The 21626-nt window shown below is 73.5% G+C and carries 25 protein-coding genes; 13 read left to right on the top strand and 12 right to left on the bottom strand.

From position 1 onward, the window contains the following. Nucleotides 1-36: 36 nt before the first annotated feature. A complete protein-coding gene (locus ACOTKD_RS15090) occupies nt 37-582 on the bottom strand; it encodes a hypothetical protein (protein ID WP_424889447.1) in 546 nt (181 codons plus the stop codon). Between the two features lie 138 nt (nt 583-720). Beyond that, nucleotides 721-1842, bottom strand: coding sequence for a carboxylate-amine ligase (locus ACOTKD_RS15085; protein ID WP_424889446.1), 1122 nt, complete (start codon nt 1840-1842; stop codon nt 721-723). A 291-nt stretch (nt 1843-2133) separates the two neighbouring features. Here ACOTKD_RS15085 and ACOTKD_RS15080 point away from each other — a divergent pair, with 291 nt between their 5' ends. Further along, on the top strand, nt 2134-2601 hold the full coding sequence (locus tag ACOTKD_RS15080; protein ID WP_424889445.1) for an SRPBCC family protein: 468 nt from the start codon (nt 2134-2136) through the stop codon (nt 2599-2601). Nucleotides 2602-2610: 9 nt separating this feature from the next. On the opposite strand, the gene ACOTKD_RS15075 is transcribed toward ACOTKD_RS15080, so the two are convergent. After that, nucleotides 2611-3342: a DUF6796 family protein gene (locus ACOTKD_RS15075; protein ID WP_424889444.1), complete on the bottom strand. Its 732-nt coding sequence runs from the start codon at nt 3340-3342 to the stop codon at nt 2611-2613. Nucleotides 3343-3722: 380 nt separating this feature from the next. Here ACOTKD_RS15075 and ACOTKD_RS15070 point away from each other — a divergent pair, with 380 nt between their 5' ends. Beyond that, a complete protein-coding gene (locus ACOTKD_RS15070; RefSeq protein ID WP_424889443.1) occupies nt 3723-4397 on the top strand; it encodes a ScbR family autoregulator-binding transcription factor in 675 nt (224 codons plus the stop codon). A 429-nt stretch (nt 4398-4826) separates the two neighbouring features. On the opposite strand, the gene ACOTKD_RS15065 is transcribed toward ACOTKD_RS15070, so the two are convergent. Continuing rightward, nucleotides 4827-5492, bottom strand: a complete 666-nt coding sequence (locus ACOTKD_RS15065; protein ID WP_424889442.1) for a ScbR family autoregulator-binding transcription factor — start codon at nt 5490-5492, stop codon at nt 4827-4829. Nucleotides 5493-5701: 209 nt separating this feature from the next. Here ACOTKD_RS15065 and ACOTKD_RS15060 point away from each other — a divergent pair, with 209 nt between their 5' ends. Further along, nucleotides 5702-6892 (top strand): ScbA/BarX family gamma-butyrolactone biosynthesis protein, encoded by a 1191-nt coding sequence (locus ACOTKD_RS15060; protein WP_424889441.1) that lies wholly within the window; start codon nt 5702-5704, stop codon nt 6890-6892. Nucleotides 6893-6965: 73 nt separating this feature from the next. Here the strand turns inward: ACOTKD_RS15060 and ACOTKD_RS15055 are convergent, their stop codons facing one another. Continuing rightward, nucleotides 6966-7739: an SDR family NAD(P)-dependent oxidoreductase gene (locus ACOTKD_RS15055; protein WP_424889440.1), complete on the bottom strand. Its 774-nt coding sequence runs from the start codon at nt 7737-7739 to the stop codon at nt 6966-6968. A gap of 130 nt (nt 7740-7869) precedes the next feature. On the opposite strand from ACOTKD_RS15055, the gene ACOTKD_RS15050 reads away from it, so the two are divergent. From ACOTKD_RS15050 to ACOTKD_RS15030, 5 genes are all read left to right on the top strand, one after another. Next, on the top strand, nt 7870-9069 hold the full coding sequence (locus tag ACOTKD_RS15050) for an FUSC family protein (RefSeq protein ID WP_424889477.1): 1200 nt from the start codon (nt 7870-7872) through the stop codon (nt 9067-9069). A 285-nt stretch (nt 9070-9354) separates the two neighbouring features. Further along, nucleotides 9355-9834 (top strand): hypothetical protein, encoded by a 480-nt coding sequence (locus ACOTKD_RS15045; RefSeq protein WP_424889439.1) that lies wholly within the window; start codon nt 9355-9357, stop codon nt 9832-9834. After that, entirely contained in the window at nt 9819-10985 is a 1167-nt protein-coding gene (locus ACOTKD_RS15040; RefSeq protein ID WP_424889438.1) for an MAB_1171c family putative transporter, read from the top strand. The genes ACOTKD_RS15045 and ACOTKD_RS15040 overlap by 16 nt, the downstream gene beginning before the upstream one ends. Before the next feature lie 26 nt (nt 10986-11011). Next, nucleotides 11012-11314: a thiamine-binding protein gene (locus tag ACOTKD_RS15035; protein WP_424889437.1), complete on the top strand. Its 303-nt coding sequence runs from the start codon at nt 11012-11014 to the stop codon at nt 11312-11314. A 78-nt stretch (nt 11315-11392) separates the two neighbouring features. Then, a complete protein-coding gene (locus ACOTKD_RS15030) occupies nt 11393-11836 on the top strand; it encodes a CBS domain-containing protein (RefSeq protein ID WP_424889436.1) in 444 nt (147 codons plus the stop codon). Between the two features lie 42 nt (nt 11837-11878). On the opposite strand, the gene ACOTKD_RS15025 is transcribed toward ACOTKD_RS15030, so the two are convergent. From ACOTKD_RS15025 to ACOTKD_RS15010, 4 genes are read right to left on the bottom strand one after another with little or no spacing between them, the layout of a single operon-like run. Further along, nucleotides 11879-13138: a condensation domain-containing protein gene (locus ACOTKD_RS15025; protein WP_424889435.1), complete on the bottom strand. Its 1260-nt coding sequence runs from the start codon at nt 13136-13138 to the stop codon at nt 11879-11881. Further along, a complete protein-coding gene (locus tag ACOTKD_RS15020) occupies nt 13135-14073 on the bottom strand; it encodes an NAD-dependent epimerase/dehydratase family protein (protein WP_424889434.1) in 939 nt (312 codons plus the stop codon). Before ACOTKD_RS15020 ends, ACOTKD_RS15025 begins: the two co-directional genes overlap by 4 nt. Next, nucleotides 14070-15227: an N-acetyltransferase family protein gene (locus ACOTKD_RS15015; protein WP_424889433.1), complete on the bottom strand. Its 1158-nt coding sequence runs from the start codon at nt 15225-15227 to the stop codon at nt 14070-14072. Before ACOTKD_RS15015 ends, ACOTKD_RS15020 begins: the two co-directional genes overlap by 4 nt. Beyond that, nucleotides 15224-16507, bottom strand: a complete 1284-nt coding sequence (locus ACOTKD_RS15010; RefSeq protein ID WP_424889432.1) for an aminotransferase class I/II-fold pyridoxal phosphate-dependent enzyme — start codon at nt 16505-16507, stop codon at nt 15224-15226. Before ACOTKD_RS15010 ends, ACOTKD_RS15015 begins: the two co-directional genes overlap by 4 nt. A gap of 362 nt (nt 16508-16869) precedes the next feature. On the opposite strand from ACOTKD_RS15010, the gene ACOTKD_RS15005 reads away from it, so the two are divergent. From ACOTKD_RS15005 to ACOTKD_RS14985, 5 genes are all read left to right on the top strand, one after another. Continuing rightward, nucleotides 16870-17514 carry a hypothetical protein gene (locus ACOTKD_RS15005; protein ID WP_424889431.1) on the top strand — a complete coding sequence of 215 codons (645 nt, stop codon included), beginning with the start codon at nt 16870-16872 and terminating at the stop codon, nt 17512-17514. A gap of 205 nt (nt 17515-17719) precedes the next feature. Beyond that, nucleotides 17720-17845 carry a hypothetical protein gene (locus ACOTKD_RS15000; RefSeq protein ID WP_424889430.1) on the top strand — a complete coding sequence of 42 codons (126 nt, stop codon included), beginning with the start codon at nt 17720-17722 and terminating at the stop codon, nt 17843-17845. A 178-nt stretch (nt 17846-18023) separates the two neighbouring features. Next, entirely contained in the window at nt 18024-18287 is a 264-nt protein-coding gene (locus ACOTKD_RS14995) for a hypothetical protein (RefSeq protein WP_424889429.1), read from the top strand. Between the two features lie 114 nt (nt 18288-18401). Beyond that, the gene (locus ACOTKD_RS14990; protein WP_424889428.1) at nt 18402-19136 is read left to right on the top strand and encodes a Mut7-C RNAse domain-containing protein; all 735 of its coding nucleotides are present in this window, start codon (nt 18402-18404) and stop codon (nt 19134-19136) included. Between the two features lie 72 nt (nt 19137-19208). Then, the gene (locus tag ACOTKD_RS14985; protein ID WP_424889427.1) at nt 19209-19670 is read left to right on the top strand and encodes an MscL family protein; all 462 of its coding nucleotides are present in this window, start codon (nt 19209-19211) and stop codon (nt 19668-19670) included. A gap of 31 nt (nt 19671-19701) precedes the next feature. Here the strand turns inward: ACOTKD_RS14985 and ACOTKD_RS14980 are convergent, their stop codons facing one another. The 3 genes from ACOTKD_RS14980 to ligD all read right to left on the bottom strand — a co-directional run bounded on the left by ACOTKD_RS14980 (nt 19702) and on the right by ligD (nt 21621). After that, nucleotides 19702-19902, bottom strand: a complete 201-nt coding sequence (locus ACOTKD_RS14980) for a hypothetical protein (RefSeq protein ID WP_424889426.1) — start codon at nt 19900-19902, stop codon at nt 19702-19704. Between the two features lie 166 nt (nt 19903-20068). After that, complete coding sequence (locus ACOTKD_RS14975; RefSeq protein WP_106680914.1) at nt 20069-20494, bottom strand: SH3 domain-containing protein; 426 nt, start codon at nt 20492-20494, stop codon at nt 20069-20071. A gap of 83 nt (nt 20495-20577) precedes the next feature. Then, on the bottom strand, nt 20578-21621 hold the full coding sequence (gene ligD / locus ACOTKD_RS14970; protein ID WP_424889425.1) for a non-homologous end-joining DNA ligase: 1044 nt from the start codon (nt 21619-21621) through the stop codon (nt 20578-20580). Between the last annotated feature and the right edge of the window lie 5 nt (nt 21622-21626).

Genomic DNA, 21626 nt, shown 5'->3' with positions numbered 1-21626 from the left:
CCCGTACGCCCGCGGCCACCCGTCCGCCCGGCCGCGTCAGGTGACGTCGATCGTGGCCGCGACGGGCGCGGTTCCGGAGACCTCGCAGGCGACGGTCACGCCGAAGACGTGCACGGTGGCCGCGCCGGGCGTGATCGTCACGGCTCCGGCCGCGCCGAGGCCGACCGAGGCGGTGCCGCCGGTGAGGGTGACGGTGGAGCCGCTGGGCACCGTGCCGGCGTTGGTGAAGCCGGTTGCCGTCACGGTGCCGGTCGCCGAGCCGCCGAGGCCGAGGGTCATTTCGCCGGTGGCGGCGCGGGCGGGCACGTCGATGGGCACGGTCAGCGCGGTGGTGACCTCGACGGACAGGTCGGCGGTCGAGCCCTGCGGCGCGCCGGCGGGTGCGGTCACGGTGACGAGGAGGGACTGGACGCCGCCGGGGGCGCCGGGGCCCGTGCAGGTGTAGCCGACGGTGACGGCGTCGGCGGCCGCGGCGGGCGGGGCACCGAGCACGGTGCCCGCCCCCGCCAGTACGGCGGCGAGTGCCGCGCCCGTGATCGTCCTGCCGCGGTTCCGCCGCGCCCGGGTGTGGGGGATGCTCATCGCCGTGCTCCTTCCGTCCGGCGCCGCGACGGGCGGCCGGATCCGAGGACGAGGGCTGCCGGAGGACCGGCAGAACTGACGAGAACATGTCATCTCTCGCACGGAGGCGCGGAGAAGTCAACACACCTGCGGGTGCCGCTAGCCCTCCGGGCTCCCCCGGTCCTCCGCGCCCTCCGGGCTTTCCGTGCTCGCCAGAGCGGTCAGGGCGGTCAGGCCGCCCGCGGCGAGGGCGCGGCGCTGGCGGTCGGCCGGGGCACCGCGGCCGAGGAAGAGCCGCAGCAGCCGGTTGACCTCACGCGTGTCCCCGGCCTCGTCCAGGGCCGGTCCGATGTGCGCGAGCAGGCCGCCGACCGCCTCGCCGGGGCCGCGGCGCCGGCCGTGGGCGTCGATGAGGCCGCGGTGCAGCCCGTAGCGCGCGGCGTGCCAGTTCGCGGCGTGCAGCATCTCCGGCGGGCAGGGCGCGAGCGGCACGCCCTCGCGTTCCTCGCGCAGCGCGGTGGCGACCAGGGCGCGGACGATGCCCGCGAACAGGACGGCGTCCTCCACGGTGAGCTGGACGTCCAGCGCCCGCACTTCGAGGGTGGGATAGCGCTCGGAGACGCGCGCCTGCCAGTAGATCTGGCCGGTGTCCATGATCGCCCCGGCCCGGAGCAGGGCGCCGACCCGCCGGTCGTAGTCGTCCGGCCCCTCGAACCGGGGCGGGGGGCCGCTGACCGGCCAGCGTCCGAAGACCACCGTGCGCCAGCTGGCGAACCCCGTGTCCCTCCCCCGCCACAGCGGGGAGTTCCCTCCCATGGCCACCAGCACCGGCAGCCAGGGACGCAGCCGGTTCAGCGCGCCGACGGCCACGGCCCGGCCGGGCACCCCCACGTGCACGTGCATGCCGTTGACGAGCTGCTCGTCCACCAGGCGCGCGCCTTGCGCCTGCAGCGCCAGGTACCGCCCCTCACCGGTGACCGGGACCGGTGCCCCGCCGGCCAGCGGCGCGGCGCCGCAGGCCACTGGCCGGCACCCCGCCTTCTGCGCCGCCGCGCTGACCGCGTGCCGCAACCGCAGCAGGTGCCCGCCGATCTCCGCGAGGCCGGTGCAGACGGGGGTGGCGGCCTCCAGCTGGGCCTGCAGCAACTCGGCCTTGATCTCCCGCGCCTCGGTCATCGCCTGCAGGCCGGAGGCCGCCCGCACCTCCTCCGCCAGCGGTACGGGCAGCGCCGTGACGGGATCCAGGAGCAGGTACTCCTCCTCCACCCCCAACGTGATCATGCGACCGTCCGCCCTCTCGTCCGTTCCGCACCGGGGCAGGGGCTCCCCGGCCTCCCCGGAAGGAGCTGCCAGCTGCACGTGTGCCCGGTGGCCGCGGGCGGTAACGGCCGCCGTGCCAGATCCACCCGGGCGCCCCCGTACCGCCCGGACGGGCCAACAGGGCGGTTCCGGCCAATACTGAGCCTTGCGGGACGGTCCTCCGCGCGGAGGAGCCGCGGCACGGGAACCGCGGCGGCGAGGAACCGCGGCAACGAGGAACTCGGCACGATCAGCACGAGAAGAGGCACGCCGATGCGGGAAATAGCCACCGTGGTGGACATCGCCGCCACGCCCGGCCACGTCTGGCGGATCCTGACGGACCTGGAGCGCTACGGGGAGTGGAACCCCTTCATCCGTGAGGCGTCGGGGACGGTGGCGCCCGGCGGGCGGCTGCGGCTGCGGGTCTTCCCGGCCGGCCGCAGACCCGTGACGTTCCGGCCGAAGGTCAGGGTCGCGGCCCCTGCGGAGGAGCTGCGGTGGGTCGGCCGGACCCTCCTTCCCGGCCTCTTCACCGGGGAGCACCGCTTCGTCCTGACCGACCTGGACGGGGGCGGCACGCGCGTCGTCCAGAGCGAGAGGTTCTTCGGGGTGCTGGTGCCGTTCCTGCGGCGGAGCATCGCCGCCACCGCCGCGGATTTCGAGGCGCTCAACCAGGCCTTGAAGAAGCGCGCGGGGACGACGCCGGAGCAGCGCGCGAAGCCCGCGGCGGGCGCCCTTTGAGCCCGCGGATCACTCGCGGCGCTTCCACAGCACGGCGGTCGACAGGGTGAAGAACAGCAGGTTTCCGACGCTGAGCGCCGCGCCCTGCACGGCGACTCCCGCCGCCCCCGGCACGACCCGGGTCAGCAGCGCGCCGACGGGGATGCAGACCAGCGGGTTCACCGCGCACATCCACCGCGGGTAGGCCGTCGGGCCGCGCAGGACGCACACGGCCATCCACACGGAGCCGGCCAGCCAGCAGGCCAGCAGCACCCCGTAGGGGATGAACAGGACCGTGGCCATGTCACCCGGCAGCCCGGTCAGGACGCCGGAGCCGGCGCCGGACTCGTGGACCGCCTTGGCGGCCTGCCCCCAGTAGTAGAAGGAGCCGTGGGCGAACGGGGCCAGGGCGAAGCCCGTGACGAGGAGCAGATAGGGCGGCAGGGACAGCCGGCGGCGGGCGGGACGCAGGCCCTGCCGCAGGTGCCGGCACGCCACGAGGTAGAGCGGCCCGGTCAGGACGCCGAGCAGGGCGCCCCAGGCCAGCCGCGTCGTCGAGGCGGGCAGCATCGCCGCCAGCGAGTCCCGGGCGGTGCCGTCGTAGGAGGCCAGCAGGGGGTAGCGGTCGGCGGTGCCCATGGGCTTGCCGAGCAGGAGGATGTCGCCGGCGAGCCAGGCGATCGAGGCCACCACGCCGCACAGCCCGGCGATGCGCGACCAGCGGTCCTCCCGGGCCGGTGGCCGTACGCCGGGTGACGGCACATCAGGTGATGGCCTATCGGATGCCGGGGCATCGGATGACGGTTTCTGCGACGGCAGCGGGCTCGGCACCATAGGAAAACCCCCAAAAACTTTGGTGAGCCTAACCTAACTTGATCTCGCCTCAGTGGCCATCGGGGGCTCCAAAATTACAAACCGGACCGTCGGTTTATCACTTTGAGCGAGTGCCGCAATTCAGCACATCCATGGACCAATACCCTCTCACCTGGCGCGACCCTCCGCCCCGACTCCATCGATCACCAGGAAGTCGGCCCGCCAGATATCTCTCCATAGGGAGCATTCCGGGCATGCGAAGTAGAAATCAAACCAGTTAGTTGGTTTCATGTGTCCATGATGTTGTCGAACCCCCGCAGGAGCTGCCGGTGACGAAGCAAGAACGGGCCATGAACACCCGGCACGCGCTGATCCGCTCCGCGGCGCAGGCCTTCGACGAGTTCGGCTACACGCGCGCCAAGCTCGCCGGCATCAGCGCCGGGGCCGGGGTGAGTTCGGGTGCCCTGCACTTCCACTTCGACACCAAGGCGGCCATGGCGGCCGCCGTCGAGTCCGAGGCCACCAGGACCCTGCACGCCCTGGCCCGGCACGCCCACCGCAAGAGCCCCTCCCCCCTGCAGGCGCTCATCGACTCCTCGCACATCATCGCGCAGCAGCTGCGCCGGGACGTCGTGGTGCGCGCCGGTTTCCACCTCAACTGCCGTACCGCACACCACTCCGAGGTGAATCTGCATCAGGAGTGGCTGGAGTGCGTACGCCGTACGCTGGAGCGTTCCGCGACCCACGGGCAGACGCCGCCCCACGCGGCGCAGGAGGAGCTGACGGCCACGGTCGTCGGGGCGACCGCCGGCTTCGAGGCCCTGGCCCGCCAGGACCACAACTGGCTCTCGCGCCCCACCCTCACCGGCCTCTGGCACACCCTCCTGCCGCAGCTGGCCACCCCCAAGGCGCTGACGCAGCTTCAGGCCGCCGGCACGGAAGCCGTCATCAACGCGACCGGGCCCGCCCCCGCACAGCCCGCCGCCCACGCGTCCGGCGGCTGAGGACCGACAGCAGAACCGGGCGGCGGAGCGCCGCCGCCCTCGGGCCCGCAAGCTTCTTGCGGGCCTTTGCCATGCCCGGGAACCCGGCGCTGGAATCGCCCCTTCCATCCCGCCCGGCAGAGCATCCACCCTGGTGACGCGTGTATGGAAAGTCGTTCACCCTTGACAAACAGGATATCCGGTTTGTTAGCGTCCTGGCATCGGATCACGGAGGATCCGTCGCCACGAGCGGCGGCCTCCGGACAGCTTTCCGATGCCGTGCAGGGGTGACGAGGGGGGCTCGTGGCCCGTTGGCGCCGTGCGCCCGCAGCGGCATCGGCCGGACACTCAGGGGGAAATCGTGGACGCCAGCAGGCAGCGGTCCTGTCCAGCCCGCCGCCCGGACATCCTCCGCGCGCCCGGCGTCGCAGCCGGGACGCGCGCGGTGCGTCAGCCGGAGGCCGCGGCCTCCGCCTCTTCGCGCTGGACCCGGTGCGCCCGCCAGACCCGTGCACCGCGGTCGGGGGCGGTGTCCAGCATCCGCAGGGCGCCCGGCACCGCGACGCTCGGCAGGAACGTGTCGTACAGCAGCGCGATCCGCTCCTCCAGGGAGTCGCCCTCGGGGTGCGCCGTCGCCAGGATCTCGACGCCCGTCCAGGCGCTCACGAACAGCATCGCCGTCCGCTCCGCGTCCACATGGGGCAGCAGTTCCCCCTGCTCCTTGGCCGCGGTCAGCTGCCCCGCGATGAACTCGATCCACCCGGGCCAGGACGTGCCGAACAGGTCCCGCGCCTTGCGGTCGGCCGACAGCCGGATCGCGGCGCTCAGCAGGGGCTCCGCGGGCAGCCGGTGCGCCAGCACCATGCCGACGTCCACCCACTCCTGCAGGCGCGACTCCTGGGGCAGCACGCCCTCCGTCGTCAGCGCCTCGCTCAGGACCCCGCGCGCCAGCTCCTCCTTCGACGCGAAGTGGAAGTACAGCGCACCCTTGGTGACACCCGCACGCCCGAGGATCTCCGCGATCGTCGCCGACTCGTATCCGAACTCGTCGAAGACCTCACCCGCCGCCTCGAGAATCAGGCGACGCGTGTGAATCGCCCGCGCCTGCTTCGCCATTGACTACCTCCCGTTCACCGGCAACACGCCGATACGAACGCCCGGCCGGCCACGGCCGCCGGGTGCGCCCCGCCGGACGCACCGGGCGGGCCCCGGAATCGACGGCCAGGGCAAGCACGAGCGACAACCCTAAAGCAAACCGGATAGTCCGTATCTTATCACCGGGCCGGTTAACAACCGGGACGCACGAATCCACTCCGAGGAGAGACGTGTCTCAGATCCTGCTCCGCCCCGCAGCCGACGCCGCCCACAGCGCCCCGCGGCAGTTCGCCGACCACGTCACCGAGTACCGGCTCGTCCGGCTGGAGGCCGACGGAACCAATGCGTCCGGCGGGCTGCAGGTCTCGCCCCCAGACCTTAGCGCCCGCGGCGCACACCCCACGCACAACGGCGACGCCACCGGCGCCGGAACCCACGAAGGAACCGCCGGCGGGCCCGCCGCCAAGGAGCTCGTGCACCTGAGCTTCGAGGACGCCGTGTTCGTGACCCGCTGGGAGCAGCAGGACCCCACGCACTACACCGTCACCGGATGCTGGCCCGCCCACACGACGCACCACGTGCCCGGCCACGGCACGCACTACGAGACCCTCACGGTCGCCCAGACGATACGCCAGGCCGGTCTCCTCCTCGCCCACACCGCGTTCGAGGCCCCCCTCAGCCACGCCACGCTCCTCCACACCTTCAACTACACCCTCAACCCCGGCGCGGACCTCGACACCGAGCGGGCCACCCCGCTGCACATCGACGTCACCGCCACCCCCACGACCGTGCGCAACAAGCGCGTCACCGCCCTCCACCTCAGCATCACGGTCACCGCCGCGAAGCCCGGCACGAGGCCTGCGGCCGCTGACGGCCGGGCCTCCGGCCCGGTCCTCGTGACCGCCGAGACCACCTTCGAGTGGATTCCCCCGGCGGTCTACCGGCGGCTGCGCGGAGCGCACCATCAGCCCCCCTCGGAGCTGCCGCCCCTCACCCCGCACCTCCCGCCGGCGAGCGTCGGCCGGGACAGGGCGGACGAGGTCCTGCTCGGCCCCGCGGACCAGCCCGGCGGGTGGCAGCTGCGCCACCCCTTCGGCAACACGGTCTTCTACGACCACGCCGTCGACCACGTCCCCGGCCTCGTGCTGATCGAGGCCGCCAACCAGGCCGCGTTCACCGCGACCGGTCCCGTGGACGGCGCAGGCGCCGGCTCCTGCGCCTGCTACCCGGCGGCGGGCTCCGGCTACCGCCCGCAGCCGGCCACCACGCACACCACGTTCCACCGGTACGCCGAGTTCGACGCCCCCATCGGCATCACCACCGAGCGTCACACGACGGCGCGCACGACGACCCACACCACCGTCGGGCTCCAGAACGGCGAAGCCGTCTTCACCACCACGCACACCGGTCCGGCGGCCTGACGCGTGGGCCCGGCGGCCGTGCTCCGGCCGCCGGGCCCTCTCCCCCTGCGCGTCACGCCGCCCGAAGGCGCCGTCACACCATCGTGAAGCCGCCGTCCACCGGCAGGACCGCGCCCGTCACGAACGAGGCCCGGTCGCTGCACAGCCACGCGGCGGCCTCCGCGATCTCCGCCGGCTCGGCCGTACGGGCCTGCGGCGTCAAGCGGTGCAGCTCCGGCTCGATGTGCGGGTTCCGCTCGAACCAGCCGGCGATGATCTCGCTCCGCGTCGTGCCGGGGGCGACCGTGTTCACCCGGATGCCGTGCGGCGCGTACTCCGCCGCCGCGGCCTTGGTCAGGCCGATCACGGCGTGCTTCGAGGCGACGTACGGAGCGGCCGCGGGTATGGCCAGCATGCCGGCGACGCTGCTGTTGTTGACGACGGAGCCGCCCGTCCCCGACGCCACCATGGCCGCGAGTTCGTGGCGCATGACGTTCCAGACGCCCCGTACGTTCGTGTCCATGATGGCGTCGTAGGCGTCGTCCTTCATCAGGTGCATCGGCTCCTGGTCCCAGCCGATGCCCGCGTTGTTGAAGGCGGCGTCGAGGCGCCCGTGCCGCTCCACCGCGCACTCCACCGCCCGCCGCGCGTCGTCCGCCACGCGCATGTCCCCGACGACGTACGCGGCGTCGCCTCCGCTCCCCCGGATCTCCTCGCACAGCGCCTCCAGGCGCTCGCCCCGGCGCGCCGTCAGCACCACCGCGGCGCCCTCGCGCGCGAACACCTTCGCCGCGGCAGCGCCGATACCGCTGCTCGCCCCCGTAATCAGCACACTCTTGCCGGCGAGAAATCCCTGATGATCAGTCATGGCCGAATCCTGCCATCCCGAACCGGCCGTTCTTGCCCGCCCCCCGTGCCCCGAGTGGCGCAGCGGTGGCTGACCGGGCGGCGGGAAGGGGAAGGAGGCCGACGTGCCCGTGCTTCGTGACCCCCTGACGATGCTGGTGAGGCGCGGCCGGGAACCGGCGGTCGTGCAGACGGTGCGGTCCACCGCAGCCGCGGTGATCTCCTATGTCGTGGCGCTGCGGCTGAGCAACGAACCGGCCCCGCTGACCGCCCCGCTCACCGCGCTCCTGGTCGTCCAGGTCACCCTCTACTCCACGCTCACCACGAGCGTGCGCCGGGTCAACTCCGTCGTGGTCGGCGTCCTGATCGCGATCGGCTTCAGCGTGCTCGTGGGGCTGACGTGGTGGAGCCTCGGGCTGATCATCCTCGCCTCCCTCGTCATCGGGCGGTTCGCGAAGGCGGGCGAGTTCGTCCCGGAGGTCGCGATCAGCGCGATGCTCGTGCTGGGGGTGACGCGGGTCGCGGAGACCGCCTGGGACCGCGTGCTGGAGACCCTGATCGGCGCGGTCGTCGGGCTGCTGTTCAACGTCCTGCTCGTCCCACCGGTGTGGGTGCAGCCCGCGGGCGAGGCGATCGAGGACCTCGCGCGCCGGATGCGGCGCCTCCTGCAGGACGTCGGGGAGGAGATCACCGGTCACACGCCCGTGGAGGAGGCCGCGGCCCGGCTGCACGCGGCACGGCGGCTCGACCACGACATCGTCGAGGTGGACGCCTCGCTCCGGCAGGCCGAGGACAGCCTCCGGCTCAATCCGCGCGTCAAGGAGGGGCTCCTCTACCGGGTCGTGCTGCGCACGGGCCTCGACGCCCTGGAGATCACGGCCGTCGTGCTGCGCGTGATCTGCCGGACCCTCACCGACCTGGCCGTGCACCGCGCGCAGGAGCCGCTCTTCCCCGGGGACACCGCCGCCGCCCTCGAAGAGCTCTTCGGGCACATGGCCCTGGCCGTGGAGAACTTCGCCGTCGTCATCACCACGCACGTCACCACCAGCGCCGAGCACGCCGAGGAACACCTCACGCGGGAGCTCGACGCCGCCCGCCGCACCCGCGGCCGGGCCGCCGACCTGCTGCTCCACCAGGTCCAGCAGCACCCCCGGCAGTGGCAGCTGCACGGGGCGCTGCTCGCGGAGATCGACCGCATCCTCGACGAGCTCGACGTGGAGAAGCGCACCGAACGGCTCACGGAGGAACTCGACCGCCGCGCCCGGGAACAGCGCGAGCGCTACCCGCGTCTCCACCGCGTCGTGCAGCGCCTCCGCAAGAGTCGCTACGGCCGCCGCAGCACCCTCGGCTAGCCCGCGGTCCCCTCCCGCCCCCTCCATGGACCGCGACGTTCCGCAACCCTGGCGTGACAGCGCGCGGCGATCTACGATCGCAGGCGGCCGGGCACATGTGCGAGGGGGGCTCGTGGTACTGCCATTGACCGCCTTGGGGGCCGCCGTGCGGACCGGGGGACCGCGATGACCCGGCGCCGATACCGGGTCATGTGCCCGCCCGTTCCTACGACTGCGGGAGAAACGACTGAGATGCACTGGAGGCATCTGCGCCGCCGATGCCAGAAGGTGATCGGCGGGATTCCTGTGCCCGACCCTTTCTCCGCACAGGACCTGTGCGACCGCCTTGCCGCCGAGCGCGGCCGTCCGCTGCGCCTGCTGGCCCTGCCCACCCCGACCGTCCCCGGGACGCCCTCCGGGATGCTGCTGTCCGTCGAGACCGAGGACTTCATCCTCTACGACGGGCAGACCAGCCCGCTGCACCAGGAGCACATCATCGTCCACGAGATCGGGCACCTGGTGTGCAACCACCGCTCCGCCCTCGACGACACCCGGCTGTACCGCCACCTCGACATCACCGATCCCACGTCGGTGCGCCGGGTGCTGCCGCGGATCCGCTACGGCGACGAGCAGGAGCAGGAGGCGGAGATGATCGCCACGCTGATCCTGGAGGCGGCCGGGCGGGTGCCCGCCCCGACGCTGCTGTCGGGGATGCTCGGCGGGCTGGAATCGGCGATGGGGCTGCGGGTGGGCCGGCCGACGGGAGCGTCGTGCTCACCTGGATAGAGAAGCTCGCCTGGATCGAGAACGCGGGGATCGCGGCCCTGTGGTCGGCGGCGCTCGTACGGGCCCCGCAGGCGGTCCGCCACCGTGAGCAGCGGCCGCTGTGGTTCGCCGTCGTCATGATCGCCCTGGCGATGTCGATGCACCTCGAACCCGTCACGGCCGTGCTGGCCCGGCTGGTGCCCGGGGCGCACTGGGTGGATCTGACGACCCATCTGTTCAGCATCGTCGACGCGGCGGCCGTCCTGTGGTTCATCCACGGCGCGGCCGGCCGCCACCGCCGCACCGGGGTGGTCTTCGGCACCGCCGCGGCCGTCATGGTCGCGCTCGTCCTGCTGGACGTGCTCGGGCCGGTGCACGAGAGGAACCGGATCGCGCCGTCCCGGGCCACGCCGAGCGTGCCGGACGCCTACTGGTGGGTGTTCTTCGCCTTCCACCTCACGGCCGACACGGTCTGCGGCCTCGTGTGCTGGAGCCACGGCCGCCACGACGCGCCGCGCCTGCTGCGCTACGGGCTGCGCCTGTTCGGCTCCGGCATCCTGCTGGCCTCGGTGCTGTGGCTGCTCAAGCTCGTCTACCTGTACACGCGGTCGCCGGTGTTCGCCCCGCTGTTCTCGCCGGTCACCGGTGTCGAGGCCGTGTGCATGGCGCTCGGGGTGGCCCTCCCGGTGTTCGCCCGGGTCCGGACCCACCTGCAGTACCGCAGGTCGTACCACGGCCTGGAACGGCTGTGGCAGGACCTCACCTCGCACACCCCGGACGTCGTGCTGCGCCCGGCCAACCGCATCGGCGCCGCCGCCGTCCCCCTCCAGCTACGGCTCTACCGGCGGGTCATCGAGATCCGCGACGCGATGATCGTCCTGCGCAACTACATCCCGCCCGCCACGCTCGACTCCATCCAGCAGAGCGTGAACGGGCGGTCCCTGCCGGCCCACCTGATGGACGCGCACATCACCGCGTGCTGGCTCACGGCGGCGCTGCGCAACAAGCGCGAGGGCCTGAAGCCCCACGCCCAGACGGTGAACCTCACCGGGCCCGGCGACGAGGACGGGCCTTCGGATCACAGTCTGACCCACGAGATCGACCACCTCCTGCTGGTCGCGGCCGCCTACCGCGCCGGCACCACGACCGCCCCGCCACGCGCGGGGAAGTAGAGAAGAGGAAGGACGGCGGAACCACCGTGCTCATCGCCTTCACCCTGACGCCCGTCGGCGTCGGAGAGAGCTTCCCCGACGAGATAGCCGACGCCGTGGAAATCATCCGGGCGTCCGGACTGCCGTACCGCTCGGACTCCATGTACACGATGATCGAGGGAGAGTGGGACGAGGTCATGGACGTCGTCCGGCGGGCGACGGAGGCGGTGGCCGCGCGGGCGCCACGGGTCCAGCTGGTGCTGAAGGCCGACGTGTGGCCCGGGAGGCCCGGCCTGCTGGACGGGAAGATCAGCGCGTTCGAGCGGCACATGGACGACCGCGGACAGTGAACGTGTGCGCATGGCGTCGGGTGGACATCCGTGTTGCGATGGAGGAAGGAAGAACCTGCCACGACGGGAGGAGCGATCATGGCACGGAACAAGCCGCTCAAGGCCCGCGACATCATGACGGCGGGCGCGAAGTGCGTCGGCGAGCACGAATCGCTGCTGGACGCGGCGAAGATGATGCGCGAGCTGCACGTGGGCGCGCTGCCCATCTGCGGTGACGACGACAGGCTCCAGGGCTTGGTCACCGACCGGGACATCGTCATCCGGTGCGTGGCCGACGGCGTGGACCCGGCGAGTGTGGAGGCGGGTTCGCTCGGCGGGGAGCTGCACTGGATCGACGCGGACGCGTCCGCGACGGACGCCCTGGCCGCCATGGAGCAGCACCAGATCAAGCGGCTGCCGGTGATCGACGTGCAGAACGGCCACCGCCTCTGCGGCATGATCTCGGAGGCGAACCTCGCGCAGAACCTCTCCGACAAGCAGATCGCGGAGTTCGCGTCGAAGGTGTACGCGGGCGCGCACTGATGCGGCGGGTGGTCCGCGGCGCGGAAGCCGCGGCCCCGGGCATCAGAGGCGGGCACCCGCCGGCGGGGCGGGTGCCGCCGCTGTCCTGAGGTGGGACATGGCCCTCTCGCACAGGTCCGCCGCGTCCGGGTCGGTGGAGGTGACGCTGAAGAACAGCCTGCCGCCGAAGCCGATCAGGATGACCAGCGGGGCACCGGAGAGGCTGGTGTGGGCCGCGCCGTGAAAGGCGGTCAGGCGCAGGTCGCCGTACGTGTCCGGGATGGACGTGAGGAAGTTGCTCAGGGACACGTCGAAGCGTGCTCCCTTGTTCTCGCTGCGGCGCAGGAGCCGTGTGATCATCCCGTCGGGCAGGGGCATCAGGCGGAACCCCGCGACGAGCGGGCGCAGTTCCTCCGGCCTCAGGCGCCGGTGGAGGCGCTCCCTGAGCTCTCGTGCCCCGTTCCAGAGGTCGTCGTGGGGGCGGCCCGGCGGCACGGACAGCAGGAAGCTGGCCGCGTAGAGGCCGACGGACTCCTCGGGCACGGGCGCCAGGATGCGGCGCAGGTCCGCCGCGACGGCGATGCGGGCGGGTCCGGGGGTCCGGCGGGCGCGCGCGAAGGCCGTGCAGAGGGCGGCGTGCACGGTGGTCCGCTCGGCGCGGCAGCGGTCGAGCAGCGCGGTGGTCTCCGCCTCGTCCAGCGTCCAGGTGCGGCAGGTCAGGTCGGTGGCGGGGCCCGTCGGCAGGGCCGGGGCGCCGGCCTGGCGGGGAAGGCGCAGGGAGCGGGAGAGCTTGACGAGGTCGGCGGGGCGGACGCGGGGGCCGGGCAGCAGACCGTCCGCGGGCGGGGCGGCGACGGCGGGCCCCCGGCCGGTGGGGGCGGCCAGGTGCTGGAGGACGTCGCGGAACACGACGGCCGCGGAGTGTCCGTCCGCCACGAGGTGGTGGAAGACGGCGACCAGGTCGAAGGAGTCCCCGCCGTCGACGAGGACGAACCGGGCCAGGGGCCCGTCGGCGGTGGCGAAGGGGCGTCGGAGCTCCTCCTCCAGCACGCGGGCGATCGTGCGGCCGGCGACGGGGTACTCCACGCGCAGGGGCGTCTCGGGTACGCCCCGGGTGGTGAACCAGGCGCGCCAGGGGCCGCCGCGCTCGACGCGGGAGCCGAGGAGGGGGTGCCGGGCGCGGACGGCGGCGATGGCGTCCCGCAGGCGGCCGGGGGTCGTGGCGCCTTCGACGTGCACGGCGCCCGCGACGGTGGCGGGCAGCGCTTCGCCGGCCGCCCACACGGCGCGTTCGTACGGGGAGAGGGGTCGGCGCACGGTCATGTGCTGCTCCGGATGTCGAGGAGGGCGGGGCTCGGGGTGGTGCGGAGCCCGTCGGGCCAGGTGATGCGCGGGGTGAACGCGGGGAGGGTGCCGGGGGCGGTGGTCCAGGAGGGGTGGCGGGCCTCGCCGATCTTGTCGGGGTTGAGCATGCCGGTGCGGCCCAGGGTGCGGGCGGCGGCCAGGGCCAGGGGTGCGGGGAGGTGGACCACGCGGGGCGGGCGTCTGCCCAGGGCGGCGGCGACGGCCGCGCCGATGTCGCTCCAGAGGTGTTCGACGCCGTCGCCGACGTGGTGGACGGCGCCGGGCCGGCCGTGCCGGGCGGCGGCGAGCAGGGCCCGGCACAGGTCGTCGACGTGGAGGAGGGAGTAGCGGCGGGGGCCGCGGGGGCCGACGGCGGGGAGCAGGCCGGTCCGGGCGGCAGCGGCGAGGCGGGGCAGGAAGTGGCGGTCGCCCGGTCCGTAGACGATGGGGGGCCGGACGGTGACGGCCGGGAGCCGGGGGCCGGCGCGGCGCAGGGCGTCCTCGCCGCCGAGTTTGCTGCGGCCGTAGGCGGAGACGGGGGCGGGGGTGTCGTCCTCGTGGCGCAGCCGGCCGGGGCCGCTGGCGGCGAGTGAGGAGCAGTACACCAGCCGGGGCGGGCGGGGCTGGGCGGCGAGTGCGGCGGCCAGCCGGCGGGTGCCGCCGGTGTTGACGGTGGCGAGGGCCCGGGGGTCGGCGGCGTGGGTGAGGGCGGCGAGGTGGACGACGACGTCGGCGTCGGCGGTGGCCTCGCGCAGCCCGGCCCCGGTGACGAGGTCGACGACCGCGGTGCGGGTGCCGGGCACGGGGCGGCGGGGGTCGCGGACGAGGGCGGTGACGTCGTGGCCGAGCGCGGTGAGGTGCGCGACGAGGTGGGTGCCGACGAATCCGGTGGCGCCGGTGACGGCGTACCTCATGAGGCGGCCGGGGCGGGGCCGAGGGGGCGGTGGTAGAGGCGGTGGGTGCGGGTGTGGACGGCGCCCATGGCCCGGGCGTGGCGGGCCGCGTCGCGGTTGTCCTCCAGGATCCAGGAGAACTCGTTCTCGGTGTATCCGAGGCGGGCGGCGGCCTGCTGGGCCTTGCAGAAGAGGGCGGCCATCAGGCCGCGGCCGCGGTGTTCCTTGGTGACGCCGGAGGTGGAGGCGCGGGTGCGGGTGATGCGGCGGCGCGCCGCCGTGATGCGGGCGAAGCCGATCGGCAGGCCCCAGGTGGTGAGGCGGCCGCGGGCCGGGGCCAGGGCCTGGTTGGCGTCGGGGAGCCAGAGGGTGAAGCCGGCGGGTTCGCCGCCGACTTCGGCGATCTGCAGCAGGCCGGGGACGAGGAGCGGTTTGAGGCTGCGGCTCAGGTGCCGGAACTCGGCGTCGGTGAAGGGCACGGAGGCGTAGTTCTCCGCCCAGGCGTCGTCGTAGATGCGCCGGACGGCGGCGAGGTCGGCGTCGTAGCGGCGGGGGTCGAGGGGGCGGATGCGGATGGCGGGATCGGCCAGGGCGCGCTGTGCGGCGCGGCGGATGACGGCGGGGGTTTCGCCGTCGGCGGGCACGGGGCCGGTGAAGGTGTGGAGGTCCTTGGCCTTGGTGAAGCCGCAGGCGGTGAACAGGTCGGCGTAGTAAGGGGGGTTGTGCGGCATGCGGACGGTGGGCGGGCCGTCGAAGCCGTCGACGAGCAGGCCGCATTCGTCGTTGGTGGTGAAGCTCAGGGGCCCGAGGACGCGGTCGGCGCCGCGGTCCGCGAGCCACCGGTCGGCGGCGGCGAACAAGGCCCCGGCGACGGCCGGGTCGTCGGTGCACTCGAAGAAGCCGATGTGGCCGGTGCGTTCCTGGTGGCGCTGCTGGTAGCGGGGGTCGATGTGGGCGGCGATGCGGCCGAGGGGGGTGGTGCCGCGGCGGGCGAGGAAGAGCTGGGCGGTGCCGGTGGCGTGGAAGGGGTTGCGGCGGGGGTCGAGGCAGGCGCGCAGCTCGTGTTCGAGGGGGGCGACCCAGTGGGGGTCGTGGCGGTGGAGCGCGTGGGGCAGCCGGATGAAGGCGGTGGTGGCGGCGCGCCCGCGCACCGGGGTGACGGTCACGTCGGTCATCGGGCGGTCTCCGGGGCGAGGGGCTGACGGGGGCGGGCGAGCACGGGGGCGGCGGGCGGCGGGGTCCGCCGGGCGGTCGCGAAGGCTTCGGCGATGCGGTCGACGTGGGCGTCGGTGTGGGTGGCCTGGAGGGTCACGCGGATGATGCTGGAGCCTTCGGGGACGGCCGGCGGGCCGACGGGGTTGGTGTAGACGCCCGCGTCGAGCAGGTGCTGCCACAGCCGGACGCAGTCGGCCGGGTCCCCGGTGCGCACGGCGATGACCGGCCCCGGGGGCGGGGGCGCGCCGGGTGGGGCGGGGTCGGCGTGCGCGGGGCCGGTGTCGTAGCCGAGGGCGGTGAGCCGGGTGCGCAGGCGGGAGGCGAGGTCCAGGACGCGGTGGCGGCGCCAGGGCTCGTCGATGCTGATCTCCAGGGCGCTCATGGCCGCGGCGAGGGCGGGCGGCGGCATGGAGGCGGAGAAGAGGATGGCGCGGGCGGCGTAGCGCAGGTGGGTGATGACGCGGGCGGGTCCGGCGAGGAACCCGCCGGTGGAGCCGAAGCACTTGGAGAACGTGCCGGTGAACAGGTCGACCTGCTCGTGGACGCCGAGGAGCTCGGCGGCGCCGCGGCCCGAGGGCCCCAGCAGCCCGATGTCGTGGGCGCCGTCGACGAGGGTGCGGGCGCCGTGGCGGCGGGCGGCGGCGGTCAGGGCGGGCAGCGGTGCGAGGGCGCCGTCCATGGAGAACATGCCGTCGGTGACGACGGCCTTGGCCGCGGCGGGGTCGGCGTCGGCGAGGAGCCGGTCGAGGTGGGCGGGGTCGGCGTGGCGGTAGCGCAGGCGGTGCGCGGCGCCGAGGCGGATGCCGTCGATGAGGGAGGCGTGGTTGGCGCTGTCGCTGAAGACGGCGTCGCCGGGGCCGAAGAGCGCGGCGAGGGCGAGGTTGGCCTGGAAGCCGGTGGTGACCACGGCGGCGTCCTCGGTGCCGAGGAAGTCGGCGACGGCGGCTTCGAGTTCGCCGTGGAGCGGGAGGGTGCCGTTGAGCGTGCGGGCGCCCGAGCAGGAGCTCCCGTACGTCTGGAGGGCGGTTGCGGCCGCGGCGGTGACCCGGGGGTCGGTGGCCAGGCCGAGGTAGTCGTTGCAGCCCGCCATCACGACCTTGCGCCCGTCGACGACCGCCTCGCCGTCGCGTGCCCGCAGGGGGCGGTAGTAGGGCCGTACGGGCGTGGCGTGGACGGCGCGCAGGAAGGGGGAGGCCGGGGCCTTGTCGAAGAGGTCGGGGCGGGGATTGCTGTCGGGCATGAGGTGAGGAGGCTCTTCCGTCGGCGGAGTTGAGCGGGAAGGTACACAGGGCGGGGCGGTGTGGAAGGAGCGCGGTGGTGCGCCTGGCAGCCTGCCCTGCGGGGGCGTGCGGGGCCAGGACGTGGGGGCTGCTTTCACTCACGCGTGGTCGTCATTGGCTTTTCCGCTTTTCCCTCTATACGATCGCCCGCCCACCGGGCCCGGTCCGGGCGGGACGCTGCCGCGGGGCCTCCTGATGGGGCTTCGGCTGATCGGCGCAAAGCCCCGGGCGAACGAATTGCGGGGTGCCGGGGGCGGGCGCAAGGTGACCGTAACGATCGCCCGTCCTGACGATCGCCCGTCCTGCCCGAAGGAGTTCGTTCATGGGTGCTTCCCGCAGAACCGCTCTCATGGTCTCCGGCGCCCTGTGCGGTGCGCTGGCCCTTGGTGCGGCCGGCACCGCCGGCGCGTCGGCCGGTTTCCCGCCCCCGAAGCCGCCCACGTCCCCCGCGGCGTCCAAGGCGCCGGCACCCTCGCCCGAGTCGCTGCGCGAGGCCGCCTCCGGCGGGGCCCGGGCCATCGACCGCAACGTGGTCGGACAGCGGGCCGCGGAGGCGCTCAAGGCCTGCCGGACGGCCGGGCAGGGTGCGGCGGAGGCTGCTGGTGAGGCGCGGCGGGGCCCGTCGTGCGCGCAGGTCGAGGAGCATCTGGACGGCCTGAACCGGGCCCGGGCGGTGCTGGCCGAGGAGGCCGCGGCCGCGCACCCTGACCTGGAGAGGATGACGACGGCCGCCACGGACGCGGCCGCGGCCACGGCGCACCTGGCGAAGGACGGGGTCGAGGTGTCCAAGCGGGGCCCGAGTCCCGGGCACGGGCATGGGCACGGGCACGAGCGGTACGACGGCGGGGGCCCGGGACTGCTGGCGCTGGTGACGAACGTGCTGGGCGGCCTGGTGGGCGCGCTCGGCGGCGTCGTCGGCGGGCTCACGGGGCTGATCGGCGGAGTGCTGGGAGGCATTCTGGGCTGAGCGCGGATCCGCCGGCGCGGGCGGCACGGGCCTTACGGGGGCCCGGGCCGCCCTCTCGTGCGCGCCGGGCTCCCTCGCTCTCCGGGGCTTCGTGTGCGGCATGCTCTTCGTTTCTCTTGACACCTCAACAGTTGTCATGGACATTCTCTTCGCTTGGTCCGGTCCAACCCCCCCACCGCGCACACCGTGCCCGTCCGGAGGAGCCATGAAGAGAGCCCGCCCGGCCGACGCGCCGTGGTCCGAGGCGAGCCCGCAGGGCCGCGACTTCCTCTGCCCGCCCCTGAAGTTCCTCCAGGCAGGCGCCAACGACCACTGGACCGTCCACCAATAGCGACGCACAGTAATCAACCCGCCAGAACTCCTGAGCGGATGACACAGAAAACCGAAGGTGCGCCAGGGGAAGAGGACTACCCGGCCCCGGCCGCCATTACACGCTGCGTCACCGGAGCGAGGGAGACATCCACCGATCCGCCCTCCCCGGCCCCGCGCGTCCCCCGAGAGTTACCCCCATGAGCCTCACCACCGCAGGCAAAACCCCGGGCCCCGTCCGCTTCTACCTCGCGTGCGACCACCACGGCTGCACCACGCACACGACCTTCGACCTCGTCATCACCGACCCCGGCCCCTCGCGCGACGACGACCTGTGGGGGCACCTCCTGCACCACACGCACACCGCCTCGCCCCACATCGAGGAGCTGGGCTGGTCCTACGTCCACGGCAACGGCTACACCTGCCCCACGCACCGGGTACCGGCCCTGCCCAGCGCCTCCTGACGTCCCGTCGGAGCGCCCCCCGGCTCCGGCCCCGCCCAGGGGCCGGGCCCGGGCCGGCAGCGCCGTCCGCGCCCCCGCTCCCGGCGGGCCGCCCGGTGGTGGCATGCTGACGGCGTGAGCAGACCGGAAATCCACGTCACCCTCGCCCCTGAGCTGCGGCTCTTCGTCAACTCCGAGCTGCGCCGGAAGCGGGCGCCCGTCGCGGTCGACGCGTCCTCCTCCCTGGGGCACGTCGTCGAATCGCTCGGCGTTCCGCTGACCGAGGCCGGCACGCTGCTCGTGGACGGCCGCGCGGTGCCGGTGTCCCACGTCCCCTCCGCGGGGGAATCCGTCGAGGTGCGCGCGGTCGTACGCCCGCAGCGGGTGCCCGGCGCGCCGCTGCGCTTCCTCCTCGACGTGCACCTGGGGACGCTCGCGCGCCGGCTGCGGCTGCTGGGCGTGGACGCCGCCTACGAGAGCGAGGACATCGGCGACCCCGCCCTGGCCGCGCTGTCCGCGGCGGAGCGCCGGGTGCTGCTCAGCCGCGACCGGGGGCTGCTGCGGCGGCGCGAGATATGGGCCGGCGCCTACGTCTACAGCGACCGGCCCGACGAGCAACTGCGGGACGTCCTGAGCCGGTTCGCCCCCGCGCTGGCCCCGTGGACGCGCTGCACCGCCTGCAACGGGCGGCTCGCGGACGCCGAGAAGGACACGGTCGCGGAGCGGCTGGAGCACGGGACGCGGCGCACGTACGACGTGTTCGCCCAGTGCACCGCCTGCGGGCGCGTGTACTGGCGCGGGGCGCACCACGCACGGCTGGAGGCGATCGTCGAGGACGCCGTGCGGGAATTCGGCGGCTCCGCCGCCTGAGGGCGGCCCTTGCGCGTGCCGTACCGCTGAGGACCGCTTGACGGAATGTAGCGTGCTGTGCGGAGGACGGTCATGCTCAAAGGATTCAAGAACTTCGTCATGCGCGGCGACATCGTCACCGTCGCCGTCGGCCTGATCATCGCACTGGCGCTCAGTACGCTCATCAAGGCGTTCACCGACTTCGTCATCAACCCGATCATCGCCCGGTTCCAGGGCGGTCATTCGATGGGGCTGGGGTGGCAGCTGGGCCGGGCGGGCAACAAGAACACCTACCTGGACCTGGGTTCGTTCCTCTCGGCGGCCGTCTACTTCCTCGTCTTCATGGCGGTGGTGTACTTCCTGATCGTCGTCCCGTACAAGCACGTGCAGGCGCGGCGCGGGGTGGTCGTCTTCGAGGAGCCCGGCCCGCTCAAGACCTGCCCGGCGTGTCTGTCGGAGGATCTCCCGGCGGCAGCGCTCAAGTGCCTGCACTGCGGCAGCGACCAGCCCTCTGCCGCCGCGCCCGCCGGGGGCACGGCGCCCACGGGCCGCTGAGGCCCGGGGCGTTCGGGACGACTCGGGGCGCTCAGGGCCAGGTGCGTTTGCGGGCCTGGGCGCGGGCGCGGCGCTCCTCGGTGCGGATGCGGCGCTCCTCCGCGGCCCGCCGCACCCCCTCGGCCCGCCGCTCCGCATAGCCGTTGGGCTCCACGACGTGGAAGCACTGGCCGCAGACGTAGCCGCCTTCGGGGCCCTCGATAACCGGATTCAGACAGTCCTTACACAGCATCACGACAGCATTCGGCCGGGAAACAATGACATGACCCATTATTCCGCCCGCCACCCGAGGCGGCGGCACAATCCGTTACCTTCAGCCACCCGGAGTAATCGGCGCGGGGAAGATACGACGAAGAGGGCGGCCGGTGGAGGCTGCCCTCTTCGTCGGTGACGGCGTCTCAGCCCATGGCGGCACGGGTGGCCGGGGCGTTGTCCAGGGGGGTGCGGTCGACGTCTCTGCACAGCGGGACGGCGCCGGCGCCGGCGTTGCCGACGTAGGCCGCCGAGACCCAGGTGTTGCGGTTGCGCAGCAGGTACCAGATGTTGTTGCCGCCGATGGTCTGGGCGCGGACCTTGCACTTCAGGGTGATCTTGGCGCCGCGGGCCACGGTGCCGCGCACCGCCGAGTCCGTGCTGGGGTACATGCGTTCGTTGACGCCCGAGGCGCTGACGATCTTGCCGGCGGGCTGCTGGGGGACGGGTGGGACGCCGGGGCCCGAGGCCGCCTGGGCCGAGCCGGCGACCAGCAGCGAGCCCGCCAAGGCGGCCGCAGCGATGGCATCCGTCGAGAACTTCTTGCTGCGGACTGCGAATGTCCTGGGCATGGGGGGCTCCCTGGTCTGCGGAGTGAATGACGCAATGCCGTCGTACCACGCCGCAATCTTCGATAAACCAGGGCAATTCGCCCTCACTCTTTCGTGTCTGCGGACCCCTCGTCCGGCCCCTTCCGGGCCCGGCTGGGCTGGACGCGCTTCGGCTCGCCCTTCATCTTCGGGTGCTCCGGCGGGTACGGCAGATCGCCCAGGCCGTGCTCGCGCTCGTCCCGGTCGGCCAGCTCCAGGGCGTACTCCAGGCCGCACGGCCCGTCCTCCATGCCCGCGTGCACGTCGCCCACGGCCTCGAACCGGGCCGGCATGGTCGCCAGGTCGAAGTCCTCGGGCACCGCTCCGCCGGTCACCTCGTCCCACGTCAGCGGCGCGGACACCGGGGCGTGCGGGCGGGGCCGCACCGAGTAGGCGCTGGCGATGGTGCGGTCACGGGCCGTCTGGTTGTAGTCGACGAACACCTTGGCGCCCCGCTCCTCCTTCCACCACGCCGTGGTGACCTCCTGCGGCATCCGCCGCTCCAGCTCCCGGGCGACGGCGATGGCGGCCCTGCGCACCTGCACGAAGGTCCACCGCGGCGCGATGGGCACGAAGACGTGCAGCCCCCGGCCCCCCGACGTCTTGGGCCAGCCGGTCAGCCCCAGGCCGTCGAGGACGTCGCGGAGTTCGACGGCGGCCCGGACCGCGTCGGCGTACCCGGTGCCCGGCTGCGGGTCGAGGTCGATGCGCAGCTCGTCGGGGTGCTCGGTGTCCGTCCGGCGCACCGGCCAGGGGTGGAAGGTCACGCAGCCGAGGTTCGCGGCCCACACCACGGCCGCCGCCTCGCCCGGGCAGATCTCGTCGGCGTAGCGGCCGCTGGGGAAGGCGATGCGCCCGGTCGGGATCCACTCGGGGAGGTTCTTCGGCGCCCGCTTCTGGAAGAAGGACTCCCCCCGCACCCCGTCCGGGTAGCGCTCCATCGTGGTCGGACGGTCCTTCAGGGCCCGGACGATGCCGTCGGCGACGGCGAGGTAGTAGCGGGCGAGGTCGTACTTGGTGTAGCCGCGCTCGGGGAAGTAGACCTTGTCCGGGTGCGACAGCCGTACCGTCCGCTCCCCCACGGTGAGCTCCAGCGCCTCCTGTGCCATGTCCT

Source organism: Streptomyces sp. XH2, assembly GCF_049725035.1.
Taxonomy (GTDB): domain Bacteria; phylum Actinomycetota; class Actinomycetes; order Streptomycetales; family Streptomycetaceae; genus Streptomyces; species Streptomyces roseoverticillatus.
This window is presented reverse-complemented; position numbering and strand designations above follow the sequence as displayed.

What these genes read in the sequence shown, in the direction of transcription:
- ACOTKD_RS15090 (WP_424889447.1), bottom strand. Translation starts at nt 582, where the DNA reads ATGAGCATCCCCCACACCCGGGCGCGGCGGAACCGCGGCAGGACGATC.
- ACOTKD_RS15085 (WP_424889446.1), bottom strand. Translation starts at nt 1,842, where the DNA reads ATGATCACGTTGGGGGTGGAGGAGGAGTACCTGCTCCTGGATCCCGTC.
- ACOTKD_RS15080 (WP_424889445.1), top strand. Translation starts at nt 2,134, where the DNA reads ATGCGGGAAATAGCCACCGTGGTGGACATCGCCGCCACGCCCGGCCAC.
- ACOTKD_RS15065 (WP_424889442.1), bottom strand. Translation starts at nt 5,492, where the DNA reads ATGGCGAAGCAGGCGCGGGCGATTCACACGCGTCGCCTGATTCTCGAG.
- ACOTKD_RS15055 (WP_424889440.1), bottom strand. Translation starts at nt 7,739, where the DNA reads ATGACTGATCATCAGGGATTTCTCGCCGGCAAGAGTGTGCTGATTACG.
- ACOTKD_RS15050 (WP_424889477.1), top strand. Translation starts at nt 7,870, where the DNA reads ATGCTGGTGAGGCGCGGCCGGGAACCGGCGGTCGTGCAGACGGTGCGG.
- ACOTKD_RS15030 (WP_424889436.1), top strand. Translation starts at nt 11,393, where the DNA reads ATGGCACGGAACAAGCCGCTCAAGGCCCGCGACATCATGACGGCGGGC.
- ACOTKD_RS15025 (WP_424889435.1), bottom strand. Translation starts at nt 13,138, where the DNA reads ATGACCGTGCGCCGACCCCTCTCCCCGTACGAACGCGCCGTGTGGGCG.
- ACOTKD_RS15020 (WP_424889434.1), bottom strand. Translation starts at nt 14,073, where the DNA reads ATGAGGTACGCCGTCACCGGCGCCACCGGATTCGTCGGCACCCACCTC.
- ACOTKD_RS15015 (WP_424889433.1), bottom strand. Translation starts at nt 15,227, where the DNA reads ATGACCGACGTGACCGTCACCCCGGTGCGCGGGCGCGCCGCCACCACC.
- ACOTKD_RS15010 (WP_424889432.1), bottom strand. Translation starts at nt 16,507, where the DNA reads ATGCCCGACAGCAATCCCCGCCCCGACCTCTTCGACAAGGCCCCGGCC.
- ACOTKD_RS15005 (WP_424889431.1), top strand. Translation starts at nt 16,870, where the DNA reads ATGGGTGCTTCCCGCAGAACCGCTCTCATGGTCTCCGGCGCCCTGTGC.
- ACOTKD_RS15000 (WP_424889430.1), top strand. Translation starts at nt 17,720, where the DNA reads ATGAAGAGAGCCCGCCCGGCCGACGCGCCGTGGTCCGAGGCGAGCCCG.
- ACOTKD_RS14995 (WP_424889429.1), top strand. Translation starts at nt 18,024, where the DNA reads ATGAGCCTCACCACCGCAGGCAAAACCCCGGGCCCCGTCCGCTTCTAC.
- ACOTKD_RS14985 (WP_424889427.1), top strand. Translation starts at nt 19,209, where the DNA reads ATGCTCAAAGGATTCAAGAACTTCGTCATGCGCGGCGACATCGTCACC.
- ACOTKD_RS14980 (WP_424889426.1), bottom strand. Translation starts at nt 19,902, where the DNA reads ATGCTGTGTAAGGACTGTCTGAATCCGGTTATCGAGGGCCCCGAAGGC.
- ACOTKD_RS14975 (WP_106680914.1), bottom strand. Translation starts at nt 20,494, where the DNA reads ATGCCCAGGACATTCGCAGTCCGCAGCAAGAAGTTCTCGACGGATGCC.
- ligD (WP_424889425.1), bottom strand. Translation starts at nt 21,621, where the DNA reads ATGGCACAGGAGGCGCTGGAGCTCACCGTGGGGGAGCGGACGGTACGG.